Below are 23898 nucleotides of genomic sequence, written 5' to 3'. Positions count from 1 at the left end.
ATAGGGACGCTTCGACATCTCCGCGACAGCGCTCCCCTCGATCAGAGGGAGGGGGGAGAGCGCAGTCGCGCAGGCCGGCTGTCAGATCCGCGTCTTCACGGCATCGACAACGGCCTCGGCGGTGATGCCGAAGTGACGATAGAGTTCCGGTGCCGGCGCGCTGGCGCCGAAGCCGGTCATGGCGACGGTGGTGCCGCGGGCGCCGATCCAGCGTTCCCAGCCGAAGCCGATGCCGGCTTCGACCGCGACGCGGACCACGTCGCCGCCCAGCACCTCGACCTGATAGGCCGCCGGCTGGTCTGCGAACAATTCCCAACACGGCATCGACACCACGCGGGTCGCGATGCCCTGGGCTTCAAGCGCCTCGGCGGCGGCCATGGCGATTTCGATTTCCGAACCGGTGGCGAGCAACACCGCCTTCGGTGCCGCCGATGCCTCGCGCAGCACATAGGCGCCCTTGGCCGACAGATTTTCGGCCTCGGCCGTCAGGCGCACCGGCTTCAGGTTCTGCCGGCTCAACGCCAGCACCGACGGACCAGTGGTGCGGTTCAACGCCGCCGCCCAGCACTCGGCGGTCTCGACCGCATCGGCCGGGCGCATCACCGCCACATTCGGCATCATGCGCAGGCTCATCAGATGCTCGACCGGCTGATGGGTCGGGCCGTCCTCGCCGAGGCCGATCGAGTCATGGGTCATGACATAGATGACCCTCTGCTCCATCAGCGCCGACAGGCGGATCGAGGGCCGGCAATAATCGGTGAACACCAGGAAGGTGCCGCCATAGGGGATGACGCCGCCATGCAGCGCCATGCCGTTCATCGCGGCGGCCATGCCATGCTCGCGGATGCCCCAATAGATATAGCGGCCGTCGAATTCGCCCGGCGCCACCGGCTTCATCGCCTTGGTGCGGGTGTTGTTCGAGCCGGTGAGGTCGGCCGAGCCGCCGATCAGCTCCGGGATCGCCGGCACCAGCGCTTCCAGCGCCATTTCCGAGGCCTTGCGGGTGGCAACGGCCTTGGGATCGGCGATGATCGCGGCGATATGGGCATCGAGCGCCTCGGCCCATCCGGCCGGCAATTCGCCCGCCATCGCACGGGTGAAGCTGGCCCGGGTGTCGGGATCGAGGGTTGCGAAACGGTCTTCCCAGGCCTTGCGATCGGCACTGCCGCGCCGGCCGGCGGTGGCCCAGGCATCGCGGATCGCCGCCGGAACCTCGAACGGCTCATGCGGCCACGACAGCGCCTCGCGGGCGCCGGCAATTTCAATCGCACCCAGCGGCGAGCCGTGAACGCCGGACGTGCCGGCCTTTTTGGGCGCGCCATACCCGATGGTGGTGCGGCAGGCGATCAGCACCGGCTTGTCGCTGGTGCGCGCACGCTCCAGCGCCGCGGCGACCGCCTCAGGGTCGTGGCCATCGACCGCATCGGTCGCCCAGCCGCTGGCCTCGAAGCGCTTGCGCTGGTCATCCGAGCACGACAGCGACACCGGGCCGTCGATCGAGATGCCGTTATCGTCCCACAGCACGATCAGCTTCGACAGCCGCAGATGGCCGGCCAGCGAGATCGCCTCGTGGCTGATGCCTTCCATCAGGCAGCCGTCGCCGACGATGGCATAGGTGTAATGGTCGACCACCGACCCGCCGAAACGGGCGGCGAGCAGACGCTCGGCCAGCGCCATACCCACGGCATTGGCGATGCCCTGGCCCAGCGGACCGGTGGTGGTCTCGATCCCGCTGGCATGACCATATTCCGGATGGCCGGCCGTGCGGGCGCCGAGCTGACGGAAGTTCCTGATCTCGTCGAGCGTCATGTCGGCATAGCCGGTCAGATGCAGCAGCGCATAGAGCAGCATCGAGCCATGGCCGGCCGAGAGCACGAAGCGGTCGCGATCGGCCCATTTCGGCGCCGACGGATCGAACTTCAGGAAACGGGTGAAGAGAACGGTGGCCGCGTCCGCCATGCCCATGGGCATGCCCGGATGGCCGGAATTCGCGCGCTCGACGGCATCCATGCTGAGCGTGCGCACGGCATTCGCCATGTCGCGCAGCGATGGCGCATCGGTCGAGGGGGCATCGGTCGTCTGAGCGGTCATCGGCCTTCACGCAGCATAAGAGGGACGGCAAAGTGCCGACGCTCGCTGCCGGTCCGCCGCCGACGATCCGTCAACTGCCTGAAACAAGCGCCGTGCGGCGCAAAGATGGCGGGCCGTCACCGCCCCGTCAACCGCCTATTTCCGCAAGGCTCCGTGCCGTGGGTGCCGTCGTTCCACCCGGGCATGCAGGGCCGCCATTCCCCGACCACAGGCCGATCGCGGGTCATTGACGGCGAGCGGTGGCAGTTCCTATCTTGGCCCGTCGATACCGGCCGATCATGTTCGCCGGTTCCGCAACCAGCCGTGCGACACCATGTTGTCATTTGCGTGCGTCTGTTTACCGCAGATATCTGTATCTTTGTATATCCTTCCCAAAGTCGATGGTGGCCGGACCGATGGCGAATATGGAATTGGCATGGCAGCGTCTGTCGAGCGCGCTCGCCCGCCTCGATGCCGCAAGCCGCAAGGCATCGGAACGCGTCACCCAGGCGCGTCATGCCGGTGAGACGGCGGCGGCCGGCGCTGCCGGTGCGCAGATCGAGGCTTTGCGGGCCGAAATCGAGACGCTGGCGGCCGAGCGGTCGGCATTGCAGCAGGCCCTGGCCGCGGCGCAGGACGCCCGCGGCCGGGCCGATGCCCGCGGCCACATGGCCGGGCAGGAGATCGATAGGGCGATCAACGCAATTGGTCGTGCGCTCGATGACCGCTGACCTCAACCGGATCGGAGACACAGGCGCGATGGCCGAAGTCGAGGTACGCATTCTGGGCCGGGCGTTCACGCTGGCCTGCGGCGAGGGCCAGGAAGACAGTGTCCGGGCGCTGGCCCACAAGCTTGAAGACAAGGTCCGCCAGGTCACCGGCGACCGGCCGGTCGCGGTTGATGCGCGTGTGATGCTGATGGCGGCCCTGCTGCTGGCCGATCAGGCGAACGAGTCGGAGCAGGGCCTGTACCGGGCGCGGATCGAGGTCGACAAGATGCGCCGCAGCGCCGATCGCTCGGCCGCCGAGGTCGATGCGACGCTGGCCCGCGCGCTCGACGATTTCGCCGGACGCATCGAGGCTATTGCAACCCGGCTTGAGAAACTCTAAATGAAGGTCAGGACGGGATCTGGCCTTCACGTCAGGCAACCTAAATCCCAGGGACCGATACCATCTACATGAGGGAGCTGTCCCTCTCCGTCGAGCGGACAGGGCACCGGCCGGCTAGTCCGGACCGGTTCTGCCCGGACCAAACGACGGAGGAAACGGCGCCCACCTGCTCAAGCGGGTCCATGTGGATTTTTAACCGCCAACGAAAGTGCCGGTTCCCCGTCCGCCCGATTGACGACCCTGATCGACCCTGGTTGCGGACCCGCAGCCGGGGCGAATTGCTTTTGCGGAGCCACGATCTGACGCAGCCGATTGCCCCCGATCCGGATGTGGCACTTGCCGCCCTGAAAGGCGTCTTGCGCCGGGAATTGCGCCGGGTGCGGCGCGAGGCTTCGGCCGCACGGGGATTTGAGGCAGCCAGCGCGCTTGCGGCACAGGCCGGCACCCTGGCCGATGCCCTGGCGGACATCGTGCCCGCCCGGTCCCAATCCGCCCGGCCGCGCATCGTGGCGGGTTATGTCGCGGCAGGCGGCGAGATCGACGTGCTGCCACTGATGCGGGCTTTGGCCGGCCGGCTGGGTGCCGCCATGGCGTTGCCGGTCGTGAACGCGCCCGACATGCCGCTCGACTTCCGCGCCTGGCGGCCGGAGATGGCCCTGACCATCGGTGCCTTCGGGATCCCGATCCCGGCCGCGGGCCCGACGGTGATGCCGGATCTGCTGCTGATGCCGCTGGTGGCGGTGGATCGGGGCGGGCACAGGCTGGGGCAGGGGGGCGGCTTTTACGACCGCACCATCGCGCGTGCCGAAGCGGCGGGGCTGCCGCCGGTCACCGTGGGCGTGGCCTTTGCCGAACAGGTCGTCGATGCGGTGCCCCGGGGCATGTTCGACCGGCCGCTGGATCTGGTACTGACCGATCGGGGACTGATGCGGCCCGACCGGTCCTGAGCGGCGCATCGGGCGCCGCGACGAACGTGAAACATGACGACAAGCTCAACACACGGAAAGGCTGAACGGTGCGGATACTCTTTCTTGGCGATGTGGTCGGGCGGACCGGCCGGCAGGCGGTGATCGATCATGCCACGACCATCAGGGCGGCACTCGGCGTCGATCTGCTGATCGTCAACGGGGAGAACGCGGCCTCGGGCTTCGGCATCACGCCCAAGATCTGCGAAAGCTTCTATGCCGCCGGCGTCGATATCCTCACCACCGGCAACCACGTCTGGGACCAGCGCGAGATCCAGGGCTGGGTCGACCAGGACCAGCGCCTGTTGCGGCCGCTGAATTTCCCGCCCGGCACGCCGGGGCGCGGCGCCACCATGGCGACCCTGCCCGATGGCCGCCGGGTGGTGGTGGCGAATGTGATGTGCAGCCTGTTCATGGAAACGCTCGATGATCCGTTCCGGGCCCTGGCGCCCGTGCTGCGCGATTATCCGCTGGGCGGTATCGTGTCGGCGATTTTCGTCGACCTGCATGGCGAGGCGACCAGCGAGAAGATGGCCTATGGTCATTATCTGGACGGGCAGGTGACCGCGGTCATCGGCACCCACACCCATGTGCCGACCGCCGATCATCAGGTTCTGCCGGGCGGCACCGCCTTTCAGTGCGATGCCGGCATGTGCGGCGATTATGACAGCGTCATCGGCATGGACAAGGCGGCCTCGCTGGACCGGTTCACCCGCAAGATGCGTGGCCAGAAGCTGCTGCCCGCCAACGGTCCGGCCACGATCTGCGGCTCGCTGATCGAAACCGACGACGCGACCGGCCTTGCCCGTTCGATCAGCCCGCTCAGGGTGGGTGGGCGGTTGAGCCCGGCCTGGCCGGGGGCGGAGCCGATGCCCGAGAGCCTGATGAACCTGCATCTGACGGGTGCGGCCGCCGACGCCGTCGGCTGATCCGGGCGAGGGGGCTGATCCGGGTGGGGCGGCCAAGCTGGCGCGACGCGGGGGCATCGCCGCATGACCGGGTCGTCTGAAGGGGTGCATCCGGCGCGAATTCCTGCTATCGAAGCCGTCGGAAGCGCCCCTGGCGTCGCCCCTTGCGGGCTGCGGTGCGTCGGGGGCGCCATGTGCATCACCGCGTTTCGGGTCTCACCGCGTTCCGGACGCCGGGCTGACGAGGTTTGAACGGCAGATGGCTGGTCATTCACAATTCAAGAACATCATGCACCGCAAGGCCGCGCAGGATAAGAAGCGCGCCAAGGTGTTCACGAAGCTGTTGCGCGAACTGGTGATCGCCGCCAAGGAAGGCGGCGCCGACGCCAATGCCAATCCGCGCCTGCGCAGCGCCGTGCAGGCGGCGCGCGTCGCCAACATGCCCAAGGACAATATCGAGCGCGCGATCAAGCGCGGTGCCGGTGGTGCCGAGGGCGACAATTACGAAGAGGTCCGTTACGAGGGCTATGGCCCCGGTGGTGTCGCGGTGATCGCCGAGGCGCTGACCGACAACCGCAACCGGACCGCATCGGAAGTGCGCTCGGCCTTCAGCAAGAACGGCGGGTCGCTGGGCGAGACGAATTCGGTGGCGTTCAACTTCAACCGGGTTGGCCGGATCACCTATCCGGTCGATGTGGCGGCGGCCGATGCCATGCTGGAAGCGGCGATCGAGGCCGGCGCCGACGATCTTGAAAGCGATGACGAGACCCATGTCATCTATACCCAGCCCGATCTTCTGCAGGAGGTCCGGTCGGGTCTTGAGGCGCGGTTCGGCGATCCGCAGGAATCGAAGCTGGGCTGGGTGCCGCTGAGCACGATCGAGATCGACGAGGAGCAGGCCCAGGGCCTGTTCAAGATGATCGAGGCGCTGGAAGACAATGACGACGTCCAGGAAGTCATCGCCAATTTCGAGGTCTCGGACGAGGTGATGGCCAAGCTGAACGCCTGATCGCCGAAAGACGCCGCTGTCGGGCGGCATCTGAACCAGATGGAGCGGGAGGCAGACGGCACCATGCGCATCATCGGCATCGATCCCGGCTTACGGATCACCGGCTGGGGGATCGTCGACGCCGAAGGCTCGCGCCTGGTGCATGTCGGCCACGGGACCGTCACCTCCGACGACAAGGCGGCGCTGTCGGAGCGGCTGCGATCGCTCTATGACGGGTTGTACGAGGTGGTCGCGCGCTATAATCCCGGCGGTGCCGCGGTCGAGCAGACCTTCGTCAACGCCAATGCCGCCTCGGCGCTGAAGCTTGGCCATGCGCGCGCGGTGGCTCTGCTGGTGCCGGCGCAGACCGGGCTGACGGTGGCCGAGTATGAACCGGGCGTGGTGAAGAAGGCGCTGACCGGCAGTGGCCGGGCCGACAAGGCCCAGGTCGCCGCCATGGTGGCCCGGCTGCTGCCCGGCATCGACCGGACCGCACGCGCCGATGCCTATGATGCGCTCGCGGTGGCCATCTGCCACGCGCATCATGGGGCGACACGCAGCGGCTGGGCAGTGCAGGCGCGCTGACGATCGATCAGGGGAAGGATGCGGTTTAGATGTTCGCGCGGCTGAAGGGCATCGTCGACGAGATCGGCGCCGACCATGCGGTGATCGACGTCCATGGCGTGGGCTATCTGGTCCAGGCGTCGCGCCGGACGCTGGGCGCGCTGGGCGGCACCGGTGCCGAAGCGGTGCTGCACATCGAAACCCATGTCCGCGAGGACCACATCCATCTCTATGGCTTCGTCGACCGGTCGGAACGCGACTGGTTCCGCCTGCTGGTGACCGTGCAGGGGGTGGGGGCCAAGGTGGCGCTGGCGGTGCTGTCGGTGCTGGAGCCGGGGGCACTGGCGGCAGCCATCGCCGCCCAGGATGCCCGGCCGCCGGCACGGGCGACCGGGGTTGGCCCGAAGCTGGCCAAGCGGATCGTGATGGAGCTGAAGGACAAGGCGGCACTGGTCGGCATCGGTGCCGCCGATGTGGCGGTGCTGGCCAGATCCATGCGCACACCCGAAGCGGCTGCCGCTGCCGCCGCCGCCAAGTCGCCCGACATCGCGGCGTTCGATGATGCCCTGTCGGCCCTGGTCAATCTGGGCTATCGCGAAAGCGAGGCCGAGCCGGCCTTGCGGCGCGTGGCGGAGGCGGCGGGCGAGACCGCGGCGGATGTGCAGATGCTGCTGCGCGGCGCGCTGAAGGACCTGGCGCGATGAGCGCCGGCGACGAGCGCCTGATCGCGCCGGCGAGCCTGCCCGAAGACCGGCAGGATCCGGCGCTCAGGCCCGAGAGGCTGGCGGATTTCGTGGGGCAGCGGCAGGTGCTGGGGAACCTCGCGGTGTTCATCGCCGCCGCCCGCGCGCGCGGCGATGCGCTCGATCATGTGCTGCTGCACGGGCCTCCGGGGCTGGGCAAGACCACGCTGGCCCAGATCGTCGCCAAGGAAATGGGCGTGGGGTTCCGCGCCACATCGGGGCCGGTGATCGCGCGGGCCGGCGATCTGGCGGCGATCCTGACCAATCTGAACGAATTCGACGTGCTGTTCATCGACGAGATCCACCGCCTGAATCCGGCGGTGGAAGAGATCCTGTATCCGGCGATGGAGGATTTTCAGCTCGATCTGGTGATCGGTGAGGGGCCGTCGGCCCGATCGGTGCGGATCGACCTGCCGCGCTTTACGCTGGTGGCGGCGACCACCCGCGCCGGGCTGGTGACCCGGCCGCTGCGGGAACGCTTCGGGATTCCGCTGCGGCTGAACTATTACGAGATCGACGAATTGGCGTCGATCGTGCGGCGCGGCGCGCGGCTGCTGGCGGCGCCGCTGACCGAAGATGGTGCCCACGAAATCGCCCGACGCTCACGCGGTACGCCGCGTGTGGCCGGCCGGCTGCTGCGCCGGGTGCGCGATTTTGCGGCCGTGGCCGACGCGGCGCAGATCGATGCCGGCGTGGCCGACCGGGCGCTGACCCGGCTGGAGGTCGACCCCCAGGGTCTGGACGCCATGGACCGGCGCTATCTGGGCTGTATTGCCCGCCATTATGGCGGCGGGCCGGTTGGGGTGGAAACCCTGGCCGCGGCCTTGTCGGAAAGTCGCGACGCGATCGAGGACGTGATCGAGCCGTTTCTGATCCAGCAGGGGCTGCTGGCGCGCACGCCGCGTGGCCGAGTGCTGACCCGGGGCGGCTGGCAGCATCTGGGCCTGATGCCGCCACCACCGAAGGATGGCGAGCCCGATCTGTTCGCGGGGCCCGGGGACGGCGCCGACGAGGCGTGACGACTTGCCTGAAGGTGGTGTAGTTTTTCGTGATATCCCGCCAGGGTGGTGGCCTCCGCAGAGATGCCACCCCATGCCGCCGTCGTGCTGCCATCGAGACAGAGGATCGCGCCCGTGACCGAGATACGCCCAGAAACCGTGCAGCCCGATATCATCCGGGTCCGGGTCTATTGGGAAGATACCGATGCCGCTGGTATCGTCTATTACGCCAATTATCTGAAGTTCATGGAGCGGGGGCGCACGGAATGGCTGCGCCGGCGCGGCATCGATCAGCGCCCGCTGCTTGAGCGTGACGGTTTCGGTTTCGCCGTGCGCGAGGTGGCGCTGGACTATCAGGCGCCGGCGCGGCTTGAGGATATGCTGACCGTTTCCACCGTGATCAGCGCCTATGGCGGCGCCTGGGTGACCTTCGATCAGATGGTGTCGCGGGGCGACCAGCTGCTGGTGCGGGGCACGATCAAATGCGTGGCCTTGAGCCCCGCGACCGGCCAGCCGCGCCGTCTGCCGAAGGAGCTTGTCGCACTGGTGCGCCCGGCCAGTACACCACGCTGACGCGGTGGGCAGCCGGGCGCAGCCCGATCAGTCCGGCTTTCCTCAGTCGAGGGTCGGCCAGGGGCGCTGTTCGTCGCGCATGCCTTCCCAGGCGCGGGCCATGCGCAGCACGCCCAGATCGTCGAATCGGCGGCCCACGATCTGCAACCCGATCGGCAGCCCTGCCAACGAGTAGCCGCAATTGACCGAGATCGCCGGCTGTTCCGACATGTTCCAGACCACGGTGTAGCCGATATGTTCGAACGGCCGGTCGGGATCGTCGACGGGTGAGGCCCACTCGGCCGGGAACGCCACATCGGGGGCGACCGGCGACAGCACGAAATCATAGCCGCCACCGTGGAACAGCCGGGCAGCCGCCTTGCGCATCTCCATGGTGCGGTTGAAGCCGCGCACGGCCTGCAAGGCCGTGCGGGTCTGGCCGCTTTCGGCCCAGGTGCGGATATAGGGCAGAATTTTGGCGCGGGTGGCCTCGGGCAGCCGCTCGACATCGTCCCACGACCGCACGCGCCAGAAATCGTCCAGCCCGTCGAGCATCTCGCGGGTCAGAACCGCCGGCACCTCTTCGACCACGGCACCGGCCGCCTCGAAGCGGCGCGCGGCTTCCTTGACAGCCGCGATCACCGCCGGGTTAGGCGTCATGCCGGCGCCGATATCGAGCATCAGACCGATGCGCAGGCCCTTGATCGCCTGATTGTCCAGATCCATCCAGTCGATATCGGCGGGCGGCAGGCTCATGCCATCGCGCCAGTCGGGCTTTGACAGCACGGTCATTGCCAGCGCCGTGTCGGCGACGGTGCGGGTCATCGGCCCGGCGACCCGGCCGACATAGGCGGGGTCGATCGGGATACGGCCCAGACTGGCCTTCAGGCCGACCACGCCGCACCAGCCGGCGGGCAGGCGGATCGAGCCGCCGATATCGGTGCCGATATGAATCGGACCGTAACCGGCCGCGGCCGCGGCACCGGCGCCGGCGGACGAGCCGCCGGGATTGGTTGCCAGATCCCATGGGTTGCGGGCCAGCCTGTGGAAGCTCGACAGGCCCGAGGACAGCATGCCGTAATCGGGCATGGTGGTCTTGGCCAGGATCACGGCACCCGCCTCGCGCAGCCGGGCGGCCGGGGGCGAGTCGGCGGCGGCCGGGGTCATGTCGGATGCGGCCGTGCCCACCGGGACCGGGCAGCCCTTGGTCGCCATATTCTCCTTGATCGTCACCGGCACGCCGTCGAGGGGGCCGAGCGCCGCCTTGCGGGTCCAGCGATCGGTGGCGGCGCGGGCGGCCTCGCGGGCGGCCTCAGGATCGAAAGCCCAGGTCGCGCACAGCCTGTCGTCCCACGCCTCGATCCGCGCGATCACGGCATCGGTGACCTCGGTCGGCGAGGTTTGGCCCTGGGCATAGAGCGTTGACAGCTCCACGGCTGACAGATCGGCGAGCGACGTCATGGAAAACATGCCTTTCGTAATGCTGAGCCCAAGGCCATTGGGGGAGGGAGGGCGGATGCGGCGCGGATCATGTCTCGTGGTGCGAAATTCCGCAGCGCGGCGGCCTTCGGGCTGACGGCGCCGATTATGGCGCCCGACGCAGGGCAGGGTCCAGGCAAATGCATCCCGACCCGATGAATTTCCTCTCGTAAATCTTTGTATAATATGGAGAATATTGCAGTGCAGAAGAACGGGCCCGAGACTGCTTGTGGCGCTGCGATGACAGCCGGTCATGTGACCGTGCGTCGGGCCTCAGATGGACCCTTCACAAGACCCGCGGCATGGCATATCTCGTGGCCCGGCCAGCCCTGATTGCAGCCCCGCCCAGGCGCGGTGGCGGCTGTCGTCAAGGCCTGCCTGCCCGTGTCAAATTCGTGAAACGGCAGCGGATTGCCCGGAAGTCTGCTAATCAAGCGGGTCGAAGAGACGTGGACCACCGGTTCTGATGGTCAGCCGGGTCAGGTCCGTTCCACGGAGGACGTGAATGGAGCAGGAGGTCGTTAGCCAGGCGGCGCTCGCCGGATCGGTGGGCGCGCATGATATGAGCATCATCAGCCTGGTGATGAACGCCGACATCATTGTGAAGTCGGTCATGCTCATGCTCGCACTGGCCTCCATCTGGTCCTGGGCGATCATTTTCGACAAGTTCCGATTGATGGGCCGGCTGAAGCGTCGCGCCGATGATTTCGAGAACCGGTTCTGGTCGGGCGGCTCGCTGGAAGAGCTGTATGACGCGATATCGGAACGCGCCGATCATCCGATGGCGCATGTGTTCTCGGCCGCGATGGGCGAATGGCGCCGGGCGAAGGTCAAGGGCACGGCGCTGGCCGACCCGCTGTCGCGGGCCAATCTGCGCCAGCGCATCGAGCAGGTGATGGACATCGCGCTGAACCGCGAGATGGCCATGCTCGAACGCAATCTGGGCTTCCTTGCCACCGTCGGCTCGACGGCGCCATTCGTGGGGTTGTTCGGCACGGTCTGGGGCATCATGAACAGCTTCACCTCGATCGCGGTGACCAAGAACACCACGCTGGCCGTGGTGGCACCGGGCATCGCCGAGGCGCTGTTCGCCACCGCCATCGGCCTGGTCGCGGCCATTCCGGCGGTGATCTTCTATAACAAGCTGTCGAGCGATATCGGCCGCTATGGCGCCCGGCTGGACAACTTCACCGGCGAATTCAGCGCGCTGATCGCCCGCCAGATCGAAGACAGGCGCTGAGATCATGGCCGGTGGCATCCGACGCGCAAAGGGACATGGCCGCCGCCGCCGTTGGGGCGGGGCTGAGCCGATGAGCGAGATCAACGTGACGCCGATGGTCGACGTCATGCTGGTTCTGCTGATCATCTTCATGGTCACGGCCCCCTTGCTGACCGCCGGGGTCGAGGTCGATCTGCCGGAAAGCTCGGCGGCGCCGCTGGCGGGCCAGGACGAACCCCTGTCGGTGTCGGTGGATGCCGAGGGACGGGTGTATGTTCAGGACAAGGAAGTGACGCTGGAGACCCTGCCTCAGACCCTGATGGCCATCGCCGCCAACAAGACCGATACCCGCATCTTCGTGCGTGGCGACCGGTCGATCGATTACGGCCGGGTCATGCAGGTGATGGGCACGGTGACCGGCGCCGGCTTCACCAAGGTGTCGCTCGTGACGACATTGCAGCAGACCGGTCCGCAGCAGACGGGTGCGGCACCGGCCGCCCGCCGGGGCAGCTGACGCCGCCCCTGTCAACCTGGCGCCGCGGTCTCGCGAACGGCGCTTTTCCGCTTTCTGAATGGAGCAACGGACCCACGTGAAGCGCGGTTTGACATATTCGCTGGCAACTCACGGCGCCGTTGCTGCGCTGTTGTGGTTCGGCCTGCCGTCACTCAGCCGCCCGCTGCCGCCGGAGGAACAGACGATCGTGATCGATCTGGTTCCGGTGACCGATGTGACGCGTGCGTCCCAACTGCGCCCCAAGCCAGAACCGAAGCCCGAGCCTGAAAAGCAGATGGCGCAGGCGAGTCCGCCTCCACCTCCACCTCCGCCGCCACCTCCGCCGCCTCCGCCGCCGCCCCCTCCGCCGCCTCCGCCGCCGCCCCCTCCGCCGCCTCCGCCTCCGCCCCCTCCGCCGCCTCCGCCTCCGCCCCCTCCGCCGCCTCCGCCTCCGCCCCCTCCGCCGCCTCCGCCGCCGGCACCACCGCCGCCCCCTCCGCCACCGCCTCCTCCTCCTCCGCCGCCGGTCCCGAAGCCGGAGCCGGCACCACCGCCGCCCCCTCCGCCTCCGCCCCCTCCGCCGCCTCCACCGCCGCCTCCCCCCAAGAAGCCGGAGCCGCCGAAGAAACCGGAACCAGAGAAGAAGCCTGAGCCAGAGAAAAAGCCGGAACCGCCGAAGCCCGAGCCGAAGAAGCCGGAACCACCGAAGCCCGAGCCGAAAAAGCCCGAGCCGGTGAAGAAGCCCGAGCCGGTGAAGAAGCCGGAACCGGAGAAGAAGCCGGAGCCCGACGATCCGCTTGCGTCGCTGCGCAAGAGCCTCGATCAGCTGAAGACGCAGTCCCGCGAGGACGCGCCGAAGGAACAGCAGGTCGCGCGTTCGAACCAGCCGCAGCAGGCCGTGATGCAGCGCAATGCCCAGCCGACCAATCAGGTCTCGGTCAGCGACATTGCCTTCATCCGCAGCCAGATCGAACGGCGCTGGTCGGTGCCCGTCGGCGCGCCGGAGGCTGAGAACCTGATCGTCGAGGTTCGCATTCGCCTGGCGCCCGATGGTACGGTGCAATCGGCGGATGTGGTCGACAGGGCGCGTATGCAGCGGCCGGGCGAGGAATCCTATCGCGTGGCCGCGGAAAGTGCGGTCCGCGCGATCAGGGCCGCAAGTCCGTTGGAATTGCCTGCGGGCAAATATGATCAGCTCAAGGACATTGTCCTGGCGTTCAACCCGAAGAACATGGTGGGCCGATGACAGACACGATCCGTTCCGCAAACGCAGCCAGCCGCCCGCGTCGTCGCACGCGGCCGGTGCTGCGTGTCCTCGCGGTGGCGGCGCTCGGGCTGGTCGTGGGGCTGGCTGGGGCGATGATGCCGCATCCGGCTTCGGCGCAGGTGCGCATCGACATCACCCGTGGCGTCGTCGAACCCATGCCGATCGCCATCAGCAATTTTCTGGCGGTCGATCCATCGGGCGCGCCGTTCGACAGCGATATTCCGGGCGTGATCGCAAGCGATCTTGCGAGCTCGGGCCTGTTCCGGCCGATCGACCGCAACGCGTTCCTTCAGGCGCCGGGCGAGATGACCCCGCTGCCGGATTTCGCCGACTGGCGGCAGATCAATGCCCAGGCGCTGGTGACGGGCCAAGTCCGCCAGGAAGGCAACCAGATCGCGGTTGAATTCCGCCTGTGGGATGTGTTCGGCCAGAGCCAGATGGCTGGCGTGGTCTATCGCGTCGACCCGAAGCTGTGGCGCCGCGTCGCCCATATGATCGCCGACCAGATCTATGAGCGGATCACCGGCGAGGGCGGCTATTTCGACACCCAGATCGTGTATGTCGCCGAAAGCGGCCCCGCCGATAAGCGGGTCAAGCGGCTTGCGATCATGGATCAGGACGGGGCCAATCATCGTTATCTGACCGATGGCCAGGATCTGGTGCTGACCCCGCGTCTGTCGCCGAACGCACGCGAGATCACCTATATGGCGTTCCGCAATCGCCAGGCGCGGGTGTTCGTCTATGATCTAGACACTGGCCGGCAGCGGGTGCTGGGCGATTTTCCGGGCATGACCTTCGCGCCGCGCTTCACGCCCGACGGGCGTTCGGTGCTGATGTCGATGGCCCGCGACGGCGCCACCTCGCTCTACAAGCTCGATGTCGCGAGCGGTGCCGTTCAGCGGCTCACCTCGTCGCAGGCGATCGATACCTCGCCATCGGTGTCGCCCGACGGCAAGCGGATGGTGTTCAACTCCGACCGGTCCGGCGGCCAGCAGATCTATGTGGCCAATGCCGACGGCTCGGGCCTGCAGCGCATCAGCTTCGGCACCGGCACCTATGCGACGCCGGTCTGGTCCCCTCGTGGCGACCTGATCGCGTTCACGAAAATGAACCGTGGCCGGTTCGTCATCGGGGTCATGCGCCCCGATGGCAGCGATGAACGGCTTCTGACCGATGGCTATCTTGTGGAAGGCCCGACCTGGGCCCCCAATGGCCGCGTTCTGGCCTTCTTCCGCAAAGACCGACCCGGCGGCGAGACCCGCCTGTATTCGATCGATATCACTGGATATAACGAGCGGTTGATCGTTACGCCCGGCGAAGCATCGGATCCGGCGTGGTCGGCCTTGATTCGATAGTGTTGGTTGATATACTCCAACCTGTCGTGTGCCTGGCGACCGGGTGAATTGTGACCCTCGCACAATTCACGCTGGCGATTGGAGCGAACGCCGGCCAGGACTACGGAACTGCTTTCCGGTGCTCCGACATGTCTCGGATACCTTAGGTACAAAATGCGCTTCAAGATCCTCACGTCTATCGCCGCTCTGGCATTCGTCGCCGCCTGCTCGTCCGCTCCGGAAGACACGGGCTCCACCGGCGCCACCGGCGGAACCTCCTCGTCCGTCGGTTCGAGCCAGGGCACCATCTCGACCGGCGCCCAGCCCGGTTCGTGGGAATACGTGCAGCAGACCGCTGGCGACCGCGTGTTCTTTGAACTCGACAGCTCGTCGCTGACCGCCGAGGGTCGCCAGACCCTGTCGGTTCAGGCCGATTTCCTGCGCGCCAATCCGGCACAGCGGGTGATCGTCGAGGGCCATGCCGACGAACGCGGCACCCGCGAGTACAACCTCGCCCTTGGCGAGCGTCGCGCGACGGCCGCCAAGAATTATCTCGTGGCGCTCGGCATCTCGCCGGACCGTATCGAGACGATCTCTTACGGCAAGGAACGGCCGGCCGTTCTCGGCTCCGACGAGGCTGCCTGGGCGCAGAACCGTCGCGCCGTGACCGTGCTGGTCAACTGACGACGGCTCCGTCACTCCTAGACGGATTTCCGGTCCTGACGGACCGGACGACGGCCGGCGATCCCCTTGCGGGAACGCCGGCCGTCGGCTTTTGCACGGCTTTGCGTTATACCTGTCGATGCCTTATCCGCAACGGTGCCGATCGATATCGGGATCCTGCGGCGCAGGCAGGCAGACATGGTCGATCCCCTGATCTAAGGCATGAACATCATGGCTCTCTTCCCGACCGGCTTCGGCGACAGGCATGCCGACGCATATGGGCGCCGGCTGACGCGCGGCATCGCCGGCACGACGGCACTGGTGGCGGTGACCCTGGCCTTGCTGCTGGTCGACAGCCCCGATGCGACGGCGCAGCAGCAGCCCCCCGCGACCGCGGCGATGGCCGCGGCATTCGAGAGCCGGTTGAGCGGCCTTGAAGAGGGGCAGCGCCGCCAGACCGGCCGGATCGAGGAAGCCGAATTCCGCCTGCGCCGGCTTGAAGAACGGCTGGATCGGATGGAACGCGACCTCAACGACCGGCTGGGCCGGATCGAGGCGACCTTGTCCCAGGCGCCGGGCGCCGGTGATGTGGCGGACGGGGCCGCAATCGGGACCGGTACCGGGTCCGCCATCGGCGCGGGCGGGGATGGCGCCAGCACGCAAGCCCCTGCCGGCGACCAGCGGGGCGGCGCGGTGCAGCCGCTTGGCACCATCACCACGCGGCGGGACGCCGACGGCAACAGCATCACCAGCACCCAACCCGCGCCGACGCAGCCGACCCCGCCGCCGGTGGCCGGCGGCGATGCGGCGAAGAGCCGGGTGGAGCAGATCCAGACCGAACAGGAGCTGTATCGGTACGGGCTCGATCTGCTGCTGAAGGACCGTGACTATGCGGGCGCCGAGGTGGCGTTCAACGAGTTGATCGGCCGCTATAAGCAGGGCGATCTGGTCGGCAACGCCTATTACTGGCTGGGCGAGACCTATTATGCGCAGGGCCAGTACGATCGTGCCGCCCTGACCTTCGGCGACGGCGTCAGCGGCCATGCGAAAAGCCCGAAAGCGCCCGACATGGTGTTGAAGCTGGGGATGAGCTTTGCGGCGCTGAACCGCAAGGACGATGCCTGCGGCGCCTATTCGATCCTGAACAAGCAGTTCCCCGATGCCCCCGCCAATATCAAGGTGGTGACCGAGCGCGAGCAGAAGAAGCTGGGCTGCAACTGATCAGGCATGGCGATGGCCGCGATGTCCACCGAGCACCGGAATGGCAGAGCGTGCGGCCGCCCCGATCGTGGCGGCACCGCTACCGGGCATGATGATCTGACCGGTCGCTTCGCGGCCGCCATGATGGCGGCCGGCGTCGTCGAGGCATCGCCGCATCTGGCCGTGGCCCTGTCGGGCGGGCCGGACAGCCTGGCGCTGACCCTGCTGGCGCGCGACTGGGCGCGGATGAGGGGCGGACGGGTCACCGCGCTGGTGGTCGATCACGGCTTGCGGGCCGGCAGCGACGATGCCGCCCGCGCCGCCGCCGGTCTGGCCGGCTGGCTGGGGGTGGCGGCCCGCATCCTGACACTGCCCCCCGGCAGCCTGCCGGCGACCGGCATCGAGGCGGCGGCACGCCGCGCCCGCTATGACCGGCTGGCCCGGGCCTGCCGTGATGCCGGCATCCTGCATCTGCTGGTCGGTCACAGCCTGGACGACCTGGCGGAAACGGTGCTGATCCGCCTGGGGCGGGGCAGCGGCATCGACGGCCTGGCGGCGATGGCGGCTATCCGGCCGCATCAGGGCCTGCGGCTGCTGCGGCCGCTGCTGGGCCTGCGCCGTGCCGGTCTGGCCCGGCTGGTGGCGCAGGCCGGGCTGACCGCGCTGCATGACCCGATGAATGACGACGGCGCGGTTCAGAGAGTGCGGTTGCGGCAGGCCGCTGCCCCCCTGTGCGATGCCGGGCTGGACCCGGCCGGCATCGCACAGTCGGCATCGCGCGCGGCGCGGGTGCGGGCGACGCTGGATGACCGGCTGGTGCGGGCCGCCTTTGCCGGCGGCCTGCGGTTCCACCCCTGGGGGGGCGCCGAGCTGCCTTTGCCGCTGTTCGCCGACCCGGCGCTGACCGGTGATCTGGCCCCCCGGCTGGTTGAACGCCTGTGTCTGGTGATCGGCGGCCTGGATCTGCCACCAAGGCAGGGGCCGGTGATGGCGCTGACCGCCGCGTTGATCGGTCAGGCCCGGGCCGCGACCCGGAGCGGCAACATGCCGCAAGGCGGCCGGACCCTTGGCGGCTGTCGCATCGTCTGGGGCGGCGGCCGGGTGACGGTGCTGCGTGAACCGGCGGCGGTGGCGGCACCCGTACCGGTCGTCGCGGGTGAGAGAACTGGCTGGGACGGGCGTTTCGTCGTGCAGGTGCCGAATACCGATGCAGTCGGCGACGGCAGGACTGCGGCACCCTTGACCCTTGGGGCGATGGGCACGTCGCTGGCCATGCGGCTGGGGCTGATGGCCCCGGCTGCCGCCCGCAGGCTGCGGAACGAGGTGCCTGGACGTGCAATCGCATCCTTGCCGGTGCTTCGGCGACTTGACGTGCCCGTCGCATTCCCCCACTTAACAGGGAGCATCCGCGGGGAGGCTGCGGCTGACCACACCCTTGCCCATCCGCACACCCTTGCCCAACCGACCTTCCGGGCATGGTTCGCGCCATCCCGTCCGTTCGACGGTGACGGCGTCTTCTGGACGATGGCGGGCGAACATTCGGCAGGAAAGAGACCTCGGTCGTGAACAATGTTAAGAACCTCGCGCTCTGGGTGATCATCGCCCTGCTGCTGGTGGCTCTGTTCAATCTGTTCCAGAGCCCCCAGAGTCAGGGTCCGTCGCGCCAGGTCGCGTATTCGGACTTCCTCAACGCCGTGCAGGAAGGCCGCGTCACCGACGTGACCATCCAGGGCGACACGATCCGCGGTCATTTCAATGACGGCAGCGGGGTCGAATTCCGCACGGTCGCCCCGCCGAACGATAACGGCATGGTCGACCGGCTGCGCGAAGGCAATGTCCGCATCAATGTGGCACCGGCCGAGGACAATGTGCCCTCGCTGTTCGGGATTCTGATCTCGTGGTTCCCGATGCTGCTGCTGATCGGCGTGTGGATCTTCTTCATGCGTCAGATGCAGGGCGGCGGCGGAAAGGCGATGGGCTTCGGCAAGTCCAAGGCCCGTCTGCTGACCGAGAAATCGGGGCGCGTGACTTTTGAGGACGTCGCCGGTATCGACGAGGCGAAGGACGAACTCCACGAGATCGTCGAATTCCTGAAGTCGCCGCAGAAGTTCCAGCGGCTGGGCGGCCGCATTCCCAAGGGCGTGCTGCTTGTGGGCCCTCCGGGTACCGGCAAGACGCTTCTGGCGCGGGCGATCGCCGGCGAGGCGAACGTTCCCTTCTTCTCGATCTCGGGTTCCGATTTCGTCGAGATGTTCGTGGGTGTCGGCGCCAGCCGTGTCCGCGACATGTTCGAACAGGGCAAGAAGAACGCCCCCTGCCTGATCTTCATCGACGAGATCGACGCGGTCGGTCGCCATCGCGGCGCCGGCCTCGGCGGTGGTAATGACGAACGCGAGCAGACCCTGAACCAGTTGCTGGTCGAAATGGACGGCTTCGAGGCGAATGAGGGCGTGATCATCATCGCCGCCACCAACCGCCCCGACGTGCTGGACCCGGCCCTGCTGCGTCCGGGCCGCTTCGACCGGCAGGTCGTTGTGCCGAACCCCGACGTGTCGGGCCGTGAGAAGATCCTGTCGGTGCACATGCGCAAGGTGCCGATCGGCCCTGATGTGAATGCCCGGGTCATCGCCCGCGCGACACCCGGCTTCTCGGGTGCCGACCTGGCCAATCTGGTCAACGAGGCAGCCCTGCTGGCCGCGCGCCGCAACAAGCGCGTGGTCGGTATGGCGGAATTCGAGGACGCCAAGGACAAGGTGATGATGGGGGCCGAGCGCCGCTCGATCGCGATGAGCGAGGACGAGAAGCGCCTGACCGCCTATCACGAGGGCGGCCACGCCATCGTCGCCATGCACTGCCCGGCATCCGACCCGATCCACAAGGCGACCATCATCCCGCGCGGTCGTGCACTGGGCATGGTGATGCGGCTGCCGGAGCGGGACCGTCTGTCGGTGTCGCGCGAGAAGCTGGAAGCGGATCTGGCGGTCGCCATGGGTGGCCGGCTGGCTGAAGAGATCATCTTCGGCCATGACAAGGTCACCAGTGGCGCGTCGTCGGATATCCAGATGGCGACCAAGCTGGCCAAGAACATGGTCACCCAGTGGGGCATGAGCGACAAGCTGGGCCCGCTGAATTATGGCGAGGGCGACAACGAGCCCTTCGTCGGCTATGCGGTGACCCAGTCGCGCGGCACATCCGAGGCGACGGCCAATGTCATCGACCAGGAAGTGCGGCGGATCGTCGAGGAAGCCTATGACCGGGCGCGCACCATCCTGACCGATTACCGCGACCAGCTGGAGCGGGTCGCCCAGGCGCTGCTGGAATATGAAACCCTGTCGGGTGACGAGTTGAAGGCGATCGCCGCAGGCGAAACCATCAAGCGGCACCGCCCCGACGACATGGGCGATGGCGGCACCGCGCCGGCATCCGATCCGCGGCCGCCCAGGGCCTCGGTGCCGACGGCGGGCGGCGATGACGGGCTGCGACCCAGCCCGCAGCCGGGCGCCTGATCCGGCAGGACGGCCATCCGGCAGGACGGGCGGCTGCTCGCTTGGCCGATAGCCGTCTGACGATCATGGGGCCGGTGTCGACAGATACCGGCTCCGCACCGCCGACCGACAGCCAGGGACTGCTGACTTGCCCGCTGACCTGTCCACATCCATCGCGGCCGCATCGTCTGATGCGGCCGCGATGTCATATGTCGAGACCCGCATCCGTGACGCCGATGCGGGTCTTCGAGTGTATGTCCGCCCGATCGGGTTCGTGCCGGCCCGCACCGCCGGCGTCGGCGCGGCGCCCCGCGCGGCGTTGAGGCGGGCGCCGGTCGCGGGGTTCCGCTGCCTTGCCGGCGGCTGGCTGGCCTTTGGGGTGGTCGAGATCATCTGGCGGGCCGGACGGGGCGCCGGCGCGGCCGACCGGGTGGGCCGGGCGGTGATGCCGATCGAGGATGCCCTGCGTCTGGCCGACCGCTTGACCGCTCTGCCGGCGGGCCGGCGACTGGCCCGGCGCTTGCGGGCGCTGGAGGTGCCGCGCCAGAGGTTTGCCGGACTGGATATGCGCGGCCGGCCGCAGGTGATGGCGATCGTCAACGTCACGCCCGACAGCTTCTCGGATGGCGGCGATGCCTTCGCACCGGTCGACGCGGCGGCGGCGGTGCGCCGGGCGCTGGAGGATGGCGCCGATCTTGTGGATCTTGGCGCCGAAACCACCCGTCCGGGTGCGGCCGCCGTCGACCCGGCGGAAGAGATCCATCGCCTGGAGCCGGCACTGACGGCGGCGGCGGAACTGGGGGCGGTGGTGTCCGTCGACACCCGCAAGGCGGTGGTGATGCGCCATGCCGCGCGCCGTGGCGCTGCGATCGTCAACGACGTCAGCGGCTTCACCTATGATCCGGGGGCGGCCGATGCCGTGGCCGCCGCCGGGCTTGCCGCCGTGGTCATGCATATGCGTGGCACGCCGGCCGACATGCAGTCTCTGGCGGTCTATGACGATGTGGTTCTGGACGTCTTCGACGAGTTGGAAGACCGGCTGGCGCTGATGGATGAGGCCGGGGTGCCGCAGGGCGATGTGGCGATCGATCCGGGCATCGGCTTTGCCAAGACGGTGGACCAGAACCTTGCCTTGCTGCATAACCTGTCGATCTTCCATGGGCTTGGCCGGCCGCTTCTGATCGGCGTGTCGCGCAAGAGCTTCATCGGGCGCGTGGCCGGCATCGACCAGCCGAAGGCACGGGTGCCGGGGTCGCTGGCAGCAGCGCTGGCCGCGGTGGCCCAGGGCGCGCAGATCGTGAGGGTGCATGACGTGGCTGAAACGGCTCAGGCATTGGTGGTCGACGCGGCCATCGCCCGCGGCCGGGCGCCGGCGGGTTGACCCGCTGCCACCGCCTGTCCGGATGACGCCGCCGAAAGGGCCATGCTTCGGCGCCAGTTTCGCGCATACCCCGGACGAGGACCACGACCCCGATGCGGCAGAGATGCCGCACGACCGGGACAATCAGCCAGGATCTTGATCATGTCGCATCGCTATTTCGGCACCGACGGTATTCGCGGCCGTGCCAACAGCTGGCCGATGACCGCCGAGGTCGCCCTGCGGCTGGGTGTGGCCACCGGCATGCGGTTCCGGTCGATCCGTGCGCGCACGCGGGTGGTGATCGGCAAAGACACGAGGCTGTCGGGCTATATGATCGAACCGGCGCTGACCGCGGGCTTCGTTTCGGCCGGCTGTGACGTCATTCTTGTCGGGCCGATACCGACGCCGGCGATCGCGATGCTGACCCGGTCGATGCGGTGCGATCTGGGCGTGATGATTTCCGCCTCGCACAATCCGTTCGCCGATAATGGCGTCAAGCTGTTCGGCCCCGACGGCTACAAGCTGTCCGACGAGGTGCAGGACGAGATCGAGGCCCTGATGGACGGCCCTCCCGATGTCGGCCTTGCCGCATCGGAGAAGCTGGGCCGGGCCCGACGGCTGGATACCGCCCGCGACCGCTATGTCGAGGCGATCAAGGGCACCTTGCCCCGGGGCCTGAGGCTCGACGGCCTGAAAGTGGCCATCGACTGCGCCAATGGCGCCGCCTATTCGGTGGCCCCGACGATCTTGTGGGAGCTGGGTGCCGATGTGACGGCGATCGGGGTGGAGCCGGACGGCTTCAACATCAATCGCGACTGCGGCTCGACCGCGCCGGATGCCCTGGCACGGGCGGTGGTGGAGAAGGGATGCGATATCGGCTTTGCCCTGGATGGTGATGCCGACCGGGTGATCGTGGTCGATGAAGCCGGGCGCCAGGTGGATGGCGACCAGATCATGGCCCTGATCGCAACCAGCTGGGCCAAACGCAACCGGCTGGTCGGCGGTGGGATCGTGGCCACGGTGATGTCGAATATGGGGCTGGAACGCTATCTGGAGGCCAGCGGCCTGCATCTGGTCCGCACCCAGGTGGGCGACCGCTATGTGGGCGAGCGGATGCGTGCCGATGGCTACAATGTCGGCGGCGAGCAGTCGGGCCATATGATCTTCAGCGATTATGCCACCACCGGCGACGGACTGGTGGCGGCCCTGCAGGTGCTGGCGGTGATGGTGGATGACGGCATCAGTGCCAAGGCGGCGACCAACCGTTTCGAACCCTGGCCGCAGCTGCTGCGCAATGTCCGCTATGCTGGCCAGCCGCCGCAGACCGACCCGGAGGTGATGGCGGTGATTGCCGCCGAGACCGCGCGGCTCGACGGACATGGTCGGGTTCTGATCCGCCCGTCCGGGACTGAAACCCTTATCCGCGTGATGGCCGAGGCGGATGATGCCGCCCTGGTTGAAAGCGCCGTCGATCGCATCGTTTCTGCCATGGAAAAGGCGACCGCAAGGCGGTCTTGACCGCCCGGACGGGTGGAAGCGTTAACACTACGCCCGCTAACATGGCCTCATAGGACACGAGAGGCCGGCGGATCGGGCAATACCTCCGGGCGTCCGGGCTCGATGCATGGCAGGAAAGGGGCAGGTTGATGACGGGTGCTTCACGCGCGCCGATGAGGCGGCTGCTCAGCGTCGACCATGGCGATCCTGAAGGTCGTGGCGGTATCGCCTTCGACCTGAAGCTCGCCACGGCCTGCGGCGTCTATGCGGCCAGCGCCGTGACGGCGATCGTGGCCGACGGTGCCGCGATGACCGTGCCGGCCGACATCGTTGGCGGGCAGTTGAGGGTGGTGTTGGACGATATTGGTGCCGATGCGTTGAGAATCGGCCGGGCGACCGAAACCGATCAGTTGCTGGCGATTTCTGAGGCCGTGGAGCATTTCGGCGGCAATGTGCCGCTGATTCTGGACCCCGTTCTGGTCGACCCGTCGGGCCGTCACCTGATGAACCGCGACGCGTTGCAGGTGCTGAAGGCTCGGCTGGTGGTGCGGGCACAGGCCCTGGTGCTGGATCTGGCGGCTGCGGAAGTGATGGTCGGCCGCGAGATCCGCCATGTCGACGCGCTGATCGATGCCGTGGCGACCCTGGCGAGCCTGGGCCCTGAGCAGGTGGTGGTGGCCGGCGGACCGGCTTTCGGCATCGCCATCCTGAGCGGTGACAGCCTGGATGTGCTGCCGGATCTGGGCCTGGTTGCCGGGCCGCTGGGCGGGCCGCCGATCGGGCTTGCCAGTGCTGTCGCCCTGGGGGCGATGGAGCGGCTGGACGCACGCAGCGCCTGGTTGCGGCATCAGCCGCTGATCCGGGCGGTGATCGCCGCCGACCCGGCTGCGCGCGACGCCATGCATGCCCATCCCCATGTCGACCTGACCGGCGCCTTTCGGACGGTTGCCGCCGATGGTCCGGCAAGCCAGGAGACCCTGTCGTGACCGCAGACAGCACCATC

The 23898-nt window shown here is 67.9% G+C and carries 22 protein-coding genes and 1 other RNA gene; 21 read left to right on the top strand and 2 right to left on the bottom strand.

Annotated features, from left to right (window positions below; all coding sequences use genetic code 11):
* Window positions 1–81 precede the first annotated feature (81 nt).
* The gene (gene tkt / locus IEW15_RS03850; RefSeq protein ID WP_188575087.1) at window positions 82–2091 is read right to left on the bottom strand and encodes a transketolase; all 2010 of its coding nucleotides are present in this window, start codon (window positions 2089–2091) and stop codon (window positions 82–84) included.
* Between the two features lie 395 nt (window positions 2092–2486).
* On the opposite strand from tkt, the gene IEW15_RS03845 reads away from it, so the two are divergent.
* The 10 genes from IEW15_RS03845 to ybgC all read left to right on the top strand — a co-directional run bounded on the left by IEW15_RS03845 (window position 2487) and on the right by ybgC (window position 8919).
* Entirely contained in the window at window positions 2487–2801 is a 315-nt protein-coding gene (locus IEW15_RS03845; protein WP_188575085.1) for a hypothetical protein, read from the top strand.
* Window positions 2802–2829: 28 nt separating this feature from the next.
* Complete coding sequence (locus IEW15_RS03840) at window positions 2830–3180, top strand: cell division protein ZapA (RefSeq protein ID WP_188575083.1); 351 nt, start codon at window positions 2830–2832, stop codon at window positions 3178–3180.
* 13 nt (window positions 3181–3193) lie between these two features.
* Window positions 3194–3402: non-coding RNA, 6S RNA (gene ssrS / locus IEW15_RS03835), on the top strand.
* 62 nt (window positions 3403–3464) lie between these two features.
* A complete protein-coding gene (locus tag IEW15_RS03830) occupies window positions 3465–4127 on the top strand; it encodes a 5-formyltetrahydrofolate cyclo-ligase (RefSeq protein ID WP_229707801.1) in 663 nt (220 codons plus the stop codon).
* Window positions 4128–4195: 68 nt separating this feature from the next.
* On the top strand, window positions 4196–5074 hold the full coding sequence (locus tag IEW15_RS03825; protein ID WP_188575081.1) for a TIGR00282 family metallophosphoesterase: 879 nt from the start codon (window positions 4196–4198) through the stop codon (window positions 5072–5074).
* 238 nt (window positions 5075–5312) lie between these two features.
* Window positions 5313–6062, top strand: a complete 750-nt coding sequence (locus IEW15_RS03820) for a YebC/PmpR family DNA-binding transcriptional regulator (RefSeq protein ID WP_188575079.1) — start codon at window positions 5313–5315, stop codon at window positions 6060–6062.
* 63 nt (window positions 6063–6125) lie between these two features.
* Window positions 6126–6626: a crossover junction endodeoxyribonuclease RuvC gene (ruvC, locus tag IEW15_RS03815; protein WP_188575077.1), complete on the top strand. Its 501-nt coding sequence runs from the start codon at window positions 6126–6128 to the stop codon at window positions 6624–6626.
* 29 nt (window positions 6627–6655) lie between these two features.
* Window positions 6656–7309 (top strand): Holliday junction branch migration protein RuvA, encoded by a 654-nt coding sequence (gene ruvA, locus IEW15_RS03810; RefSeq protein WP_188575075.1) that lies wholly within the window; start codon window positions 6656–6658, stop codon window positions 7307–7309.
* Entirely contained in the window at window positions 7306–8367 is a 1062-nt protein-coding gene (gene ruvB / locus IEW15_RS03805; RefSeq protein WP_188575073.1) for a Holliday junction branch migration DNA helicase RuvB, read from the top strand. The genes ruvA and ruvB overlap by 4 nt, the downstream gene beginning before the upstream one ends.
* A 114-nt stretch (window positions 8368–8481) precedes the next feature.
* Complete coding sequence (ybgC, locus tag IEW15_RS03800) at window positions 8482–8919, top strand: tol-pal system-associated acyl-CoA thioesterase (RefSeq protein WP_229707800.1); 438 nt, start codon at window positions 8482–8484, stop codon at window positions 8917–8919.
* Between the two features lie 42 nt (window positions 8920–8961).
* On the opposite strand, the gene IEW15_RS03795 is transcribed toward ybgC, so the two are convergent.
* A complete protein-coding gene (locus tag IEW15_RS03795) occupies window positions 8962–10359 on the bottom strand; it encodes an amidase (protein ID WP_188575071.1) in 1398 nt (465 codons plus the stop codon).
* Window positions 10360–10882: 523 nt separating this feature from the next.
* On the opposite strand from IEW15_RS03795, the gene tolQ reads away from it, so the two are divergent.
* From tolQ to IEW15_RS03740, 11 genes are all read left to right on the top strand, one after another.
* Window positions 10883–11617: a protein TolQ gene (gene tolQ / locus IEW15_RS03790; RefSeq protein ID WP_188575069.1), complete on the top strand. Its 735-nt coding sequence runs from the start codon at window positions 10883–10885 to the stop codon at window positions 11615–11617.
* A gap of 4 nt (window positions 11618–11621) precedes the next feature.
* Window positions 11622–12110 carry a protein TolR gene (gene tolR / locus IEW15_RS03785; RefSeq protein WP_188575067.1) on the top strand — a complete coding sequence of 163 codons (489 nt, stop codon included), beginning with the start codon at window positions 11622–11624 and terminating at the stop codon, window positions 12108–12110.
* A gap of 712 nt (window positions 12111–12822) precedes the next feature.
* The gene (locus IEW15_RS03780; RefSeq protein ID WP_188575065.1) at window positions 12823–13335 is read left to right on the top strand and encodes a TonB C-terminal domain-containing protein; all 513 of its coding nucleotides are present in this window, start codon (window positions 12823–12825) and stop codon (window positions 13333–13335) included.
* A gap of 113 nt (window positions 13336–13448) precedes the next feature.
* On the top strand, window positions 13449–14711 hold the full coding sequence (tolB, locus tag IEW15_RS03775; protein ID WP_229707807.1) for a Tol-Pal system beta propeller repeat protein TolB: 1263 nt from the start codon (window positions 13449–13451) through the stop codon (window positions 14709–14711).
* 153 nt (window positions 14712–14864) lie between these two features.
* The gene (pal, locus tag IEW15_RS03770; protein WP_188575061.1) at window positions 14865–15374 is read left to right on the top strand and encodes a peptidoglycan-associated lipoprotein Pal; all 510 of its coding nucleotides are present in this window, start codon (window positions 14865–14867) and stop codon (window positions 15372–15374) included.
* A gap of 201 nt (window positions 15375–15575) precedes the next feature.
* Window positions 15576–16574: a tol-pal system protein YbgF gene (gene ybgF, locus IEW15_RS03765; protein ID WP_188575059.1), complete on the top strand. Its 999-nt coding sequence runs from the start codon at window positions 15576–15578 to the stop codon at window positions 16572–16574.
* A 12-nt stretch (window positions 16575–16586) separates the two neighbouring features.
* A complete protein-coding gene (tilS, locus tag IEW15_RS03760; protein WP_188575057.1) occupies window positions 16587–18119 on the top strand; it encodes a tRNA lysidine(34) synthetase TilS in 1533 nt (510 codons plus the stop codon).
* Window positions 18116–20059 (top strand): ATP-dependent zinc metalloprotease FtsH, encoded by a 1944-nt coding sequence (gene ftsH, locus IEW15_RS03755; RefSeq protein WP_188575054.1) that lies wholly within the window; start codon window positions 18116–18118, stop codon window positions 20057–20059. Before tilS ends, ftsH begins: the two co-directional genes overlap by 4 nt.
* A gap of 181 nt (window positions 20060–20240) precedes the next feature.
* Complete coding sequence (gene folP, locus IEW15_RS03750; protein WP_188575052.1) at window positions 20241–21419, top strand: dihydropteroate synthase; 1179 nt, start codon at window positions 20241–20243, stop codon at window positions 21417–21419.
* 141 nt (window positions 21420–21560) lie between these two features.
* Window positions 21561–22916, top strand: a complete 1356-nt coding sequence (glmM, locus tag IEW15_RS03745; RefSeq protein WP_188575050.1) for a phosphoglucosamine mutase — start codon at window positions 21561–21563, stop codon at window positions 22914–22916.
* A gap of 128 nt (window positions 22917–23044) precedes the next feature.
* Entirely contained in the window at window positions 23045–23881 is an 837-nt protein-coding gene (locus IEW15_RS03740; protein ID WP_188575048.1) for a bifunctional hydroxymethylpyrimidine kinase/phosphomethylpyrimidine kinase, read from the top strand.
* The last annotated feature ends 17 nt before the right edge of the window (window positions 23882–23898 follow it).

Source organism: Tistrella bauzanensis, from assembly GCF_014636235.1.
GTDB lineage: Bacteria > Pseudomonadota > Alphaproteobacteria > Tistrellales > Tistrellaceae > Tistrella > Tistrella bauzanensis.
This window is presented reverse-complemented; position numbering and strand designations above follow the sequence as displayed.

Excerpts from the sequence above, each read along its gene's own strand:
- IEW15_RS03840 (WP_188575083.1), top strand. The coding sequence starts at position 2,830 with ATGGCCGAAGTCGAGGTACGCATTCTGGGCCGGGCGTTCACGCTGGCC.
- pal (WP_188575061.1), top strand. The coding sequence starts at position 14,865 with ATGCGCTTCAAGATCCTCACGTCTATCGCCGCTCTGGCATTCGTCGCC.
- IEW15_RS03740 (WP_188575048.1), top strand. The coding sequence starts at position 23,045 with ATGACGGGTGCTTCACGCGCGCCGATGAGGCGGCTGCTCAGCGTCGAC.
- ruvC (WP_188575077.1), top strand. The coding sequence starts at position 6,126 with ATGCGCATCATCGGCATCGATCCCGGCTTACGGATCACCGGCTGGGGG.
- tolR (WP_188575067.1), top strand. The coding sequence starts at position 11,622 with ATGGCCGGTGGCATCCGACGCGCAAAGGGACATGGCCGCCGCCGCCGT.
- ruvA (WP_188575075.1), top strand. The coding sequence starts at position 6,656 with ATGTTCGCGCGGCTGAAGGGCATCGTCGACGAGATCGGCGCCGACCAT.
- tolQ (WP_188575069.1), top strand. The coding sequence starts at position 10,883 with ATGGAGCAGGAGGTCGTTAGCCAGGCGGCGCTCGCCGGATCGGTGGGC.
- IEW15_RS03795 (WP_188575071.1), bottom strand. The coding sequence starts at position 10,359 with ATGACGTCGCTCGCCGATCTGTCAGCCGTGGAGCTGTCAACGCTCTAT.
- tilS (WP_188575057.1), top strand. The coding sequence starts at position 16,587 with ATGGCCGCGATGTCCACCGAGCACCGGAATGGCAGAGCGTGCGGCCGC.
- ybgF (WP_188575059.1), top strand. The coding sequence starts at position 15,576 with ATGAACATCATGGCTCTCTTCCCGACCGGCTTCGGCGACAGGCATGCC.
- tkt (WP_188575087.1), bottom strand. The coding sequence starts at position 2,091 with ATGACCGCTCAGACGACCGATGCCCCCTCGACCGATGCGCCATCGCTG.
- glmM (WP_188575050.1), top strand. The coding sequence starts at position 21,561 with ATGTCGCATCGCTATTTCGGCACCGACGGTATTCGCGGCCGTGCCAAC.
- IEW15_RS03820 (WP_188575079.1), top strand. The coding sequence starts at position 5,313 with ATGGCTGGTCATTCACAATTCAAGAACATCATGCACCGCAAGGCCGCG.
- IEW15_RS03845 (WP_188575085.1), top strand. The coding sequence starts at position 2,487 with ATGGCGAATATGGAATTGGCATGGCAGCGTCTGTCGAGCGCGCTCGCC.
- tolB (WP_229707807.1), top strand. The coding sequence starts at position 13,449 with ATGATGCCGCATCCGGCTTCGGCGCAGGTGCGCATCGACATCACCCGT.
- folP (WP_188575052.1), top strand. The coding sequence starts at position 20,241 with ATGTCATATGTCGAGACCCGCATCCGTGACGCCGATGCGGGTCTTCGA.
- ruvB (WP_188575073.1), top strand. The coding sequence starts at position 7,306 with ATGAGCGCCGGCGACGAGCGCCTGATCGCGCCGGCGAGCCTGCCCGAA.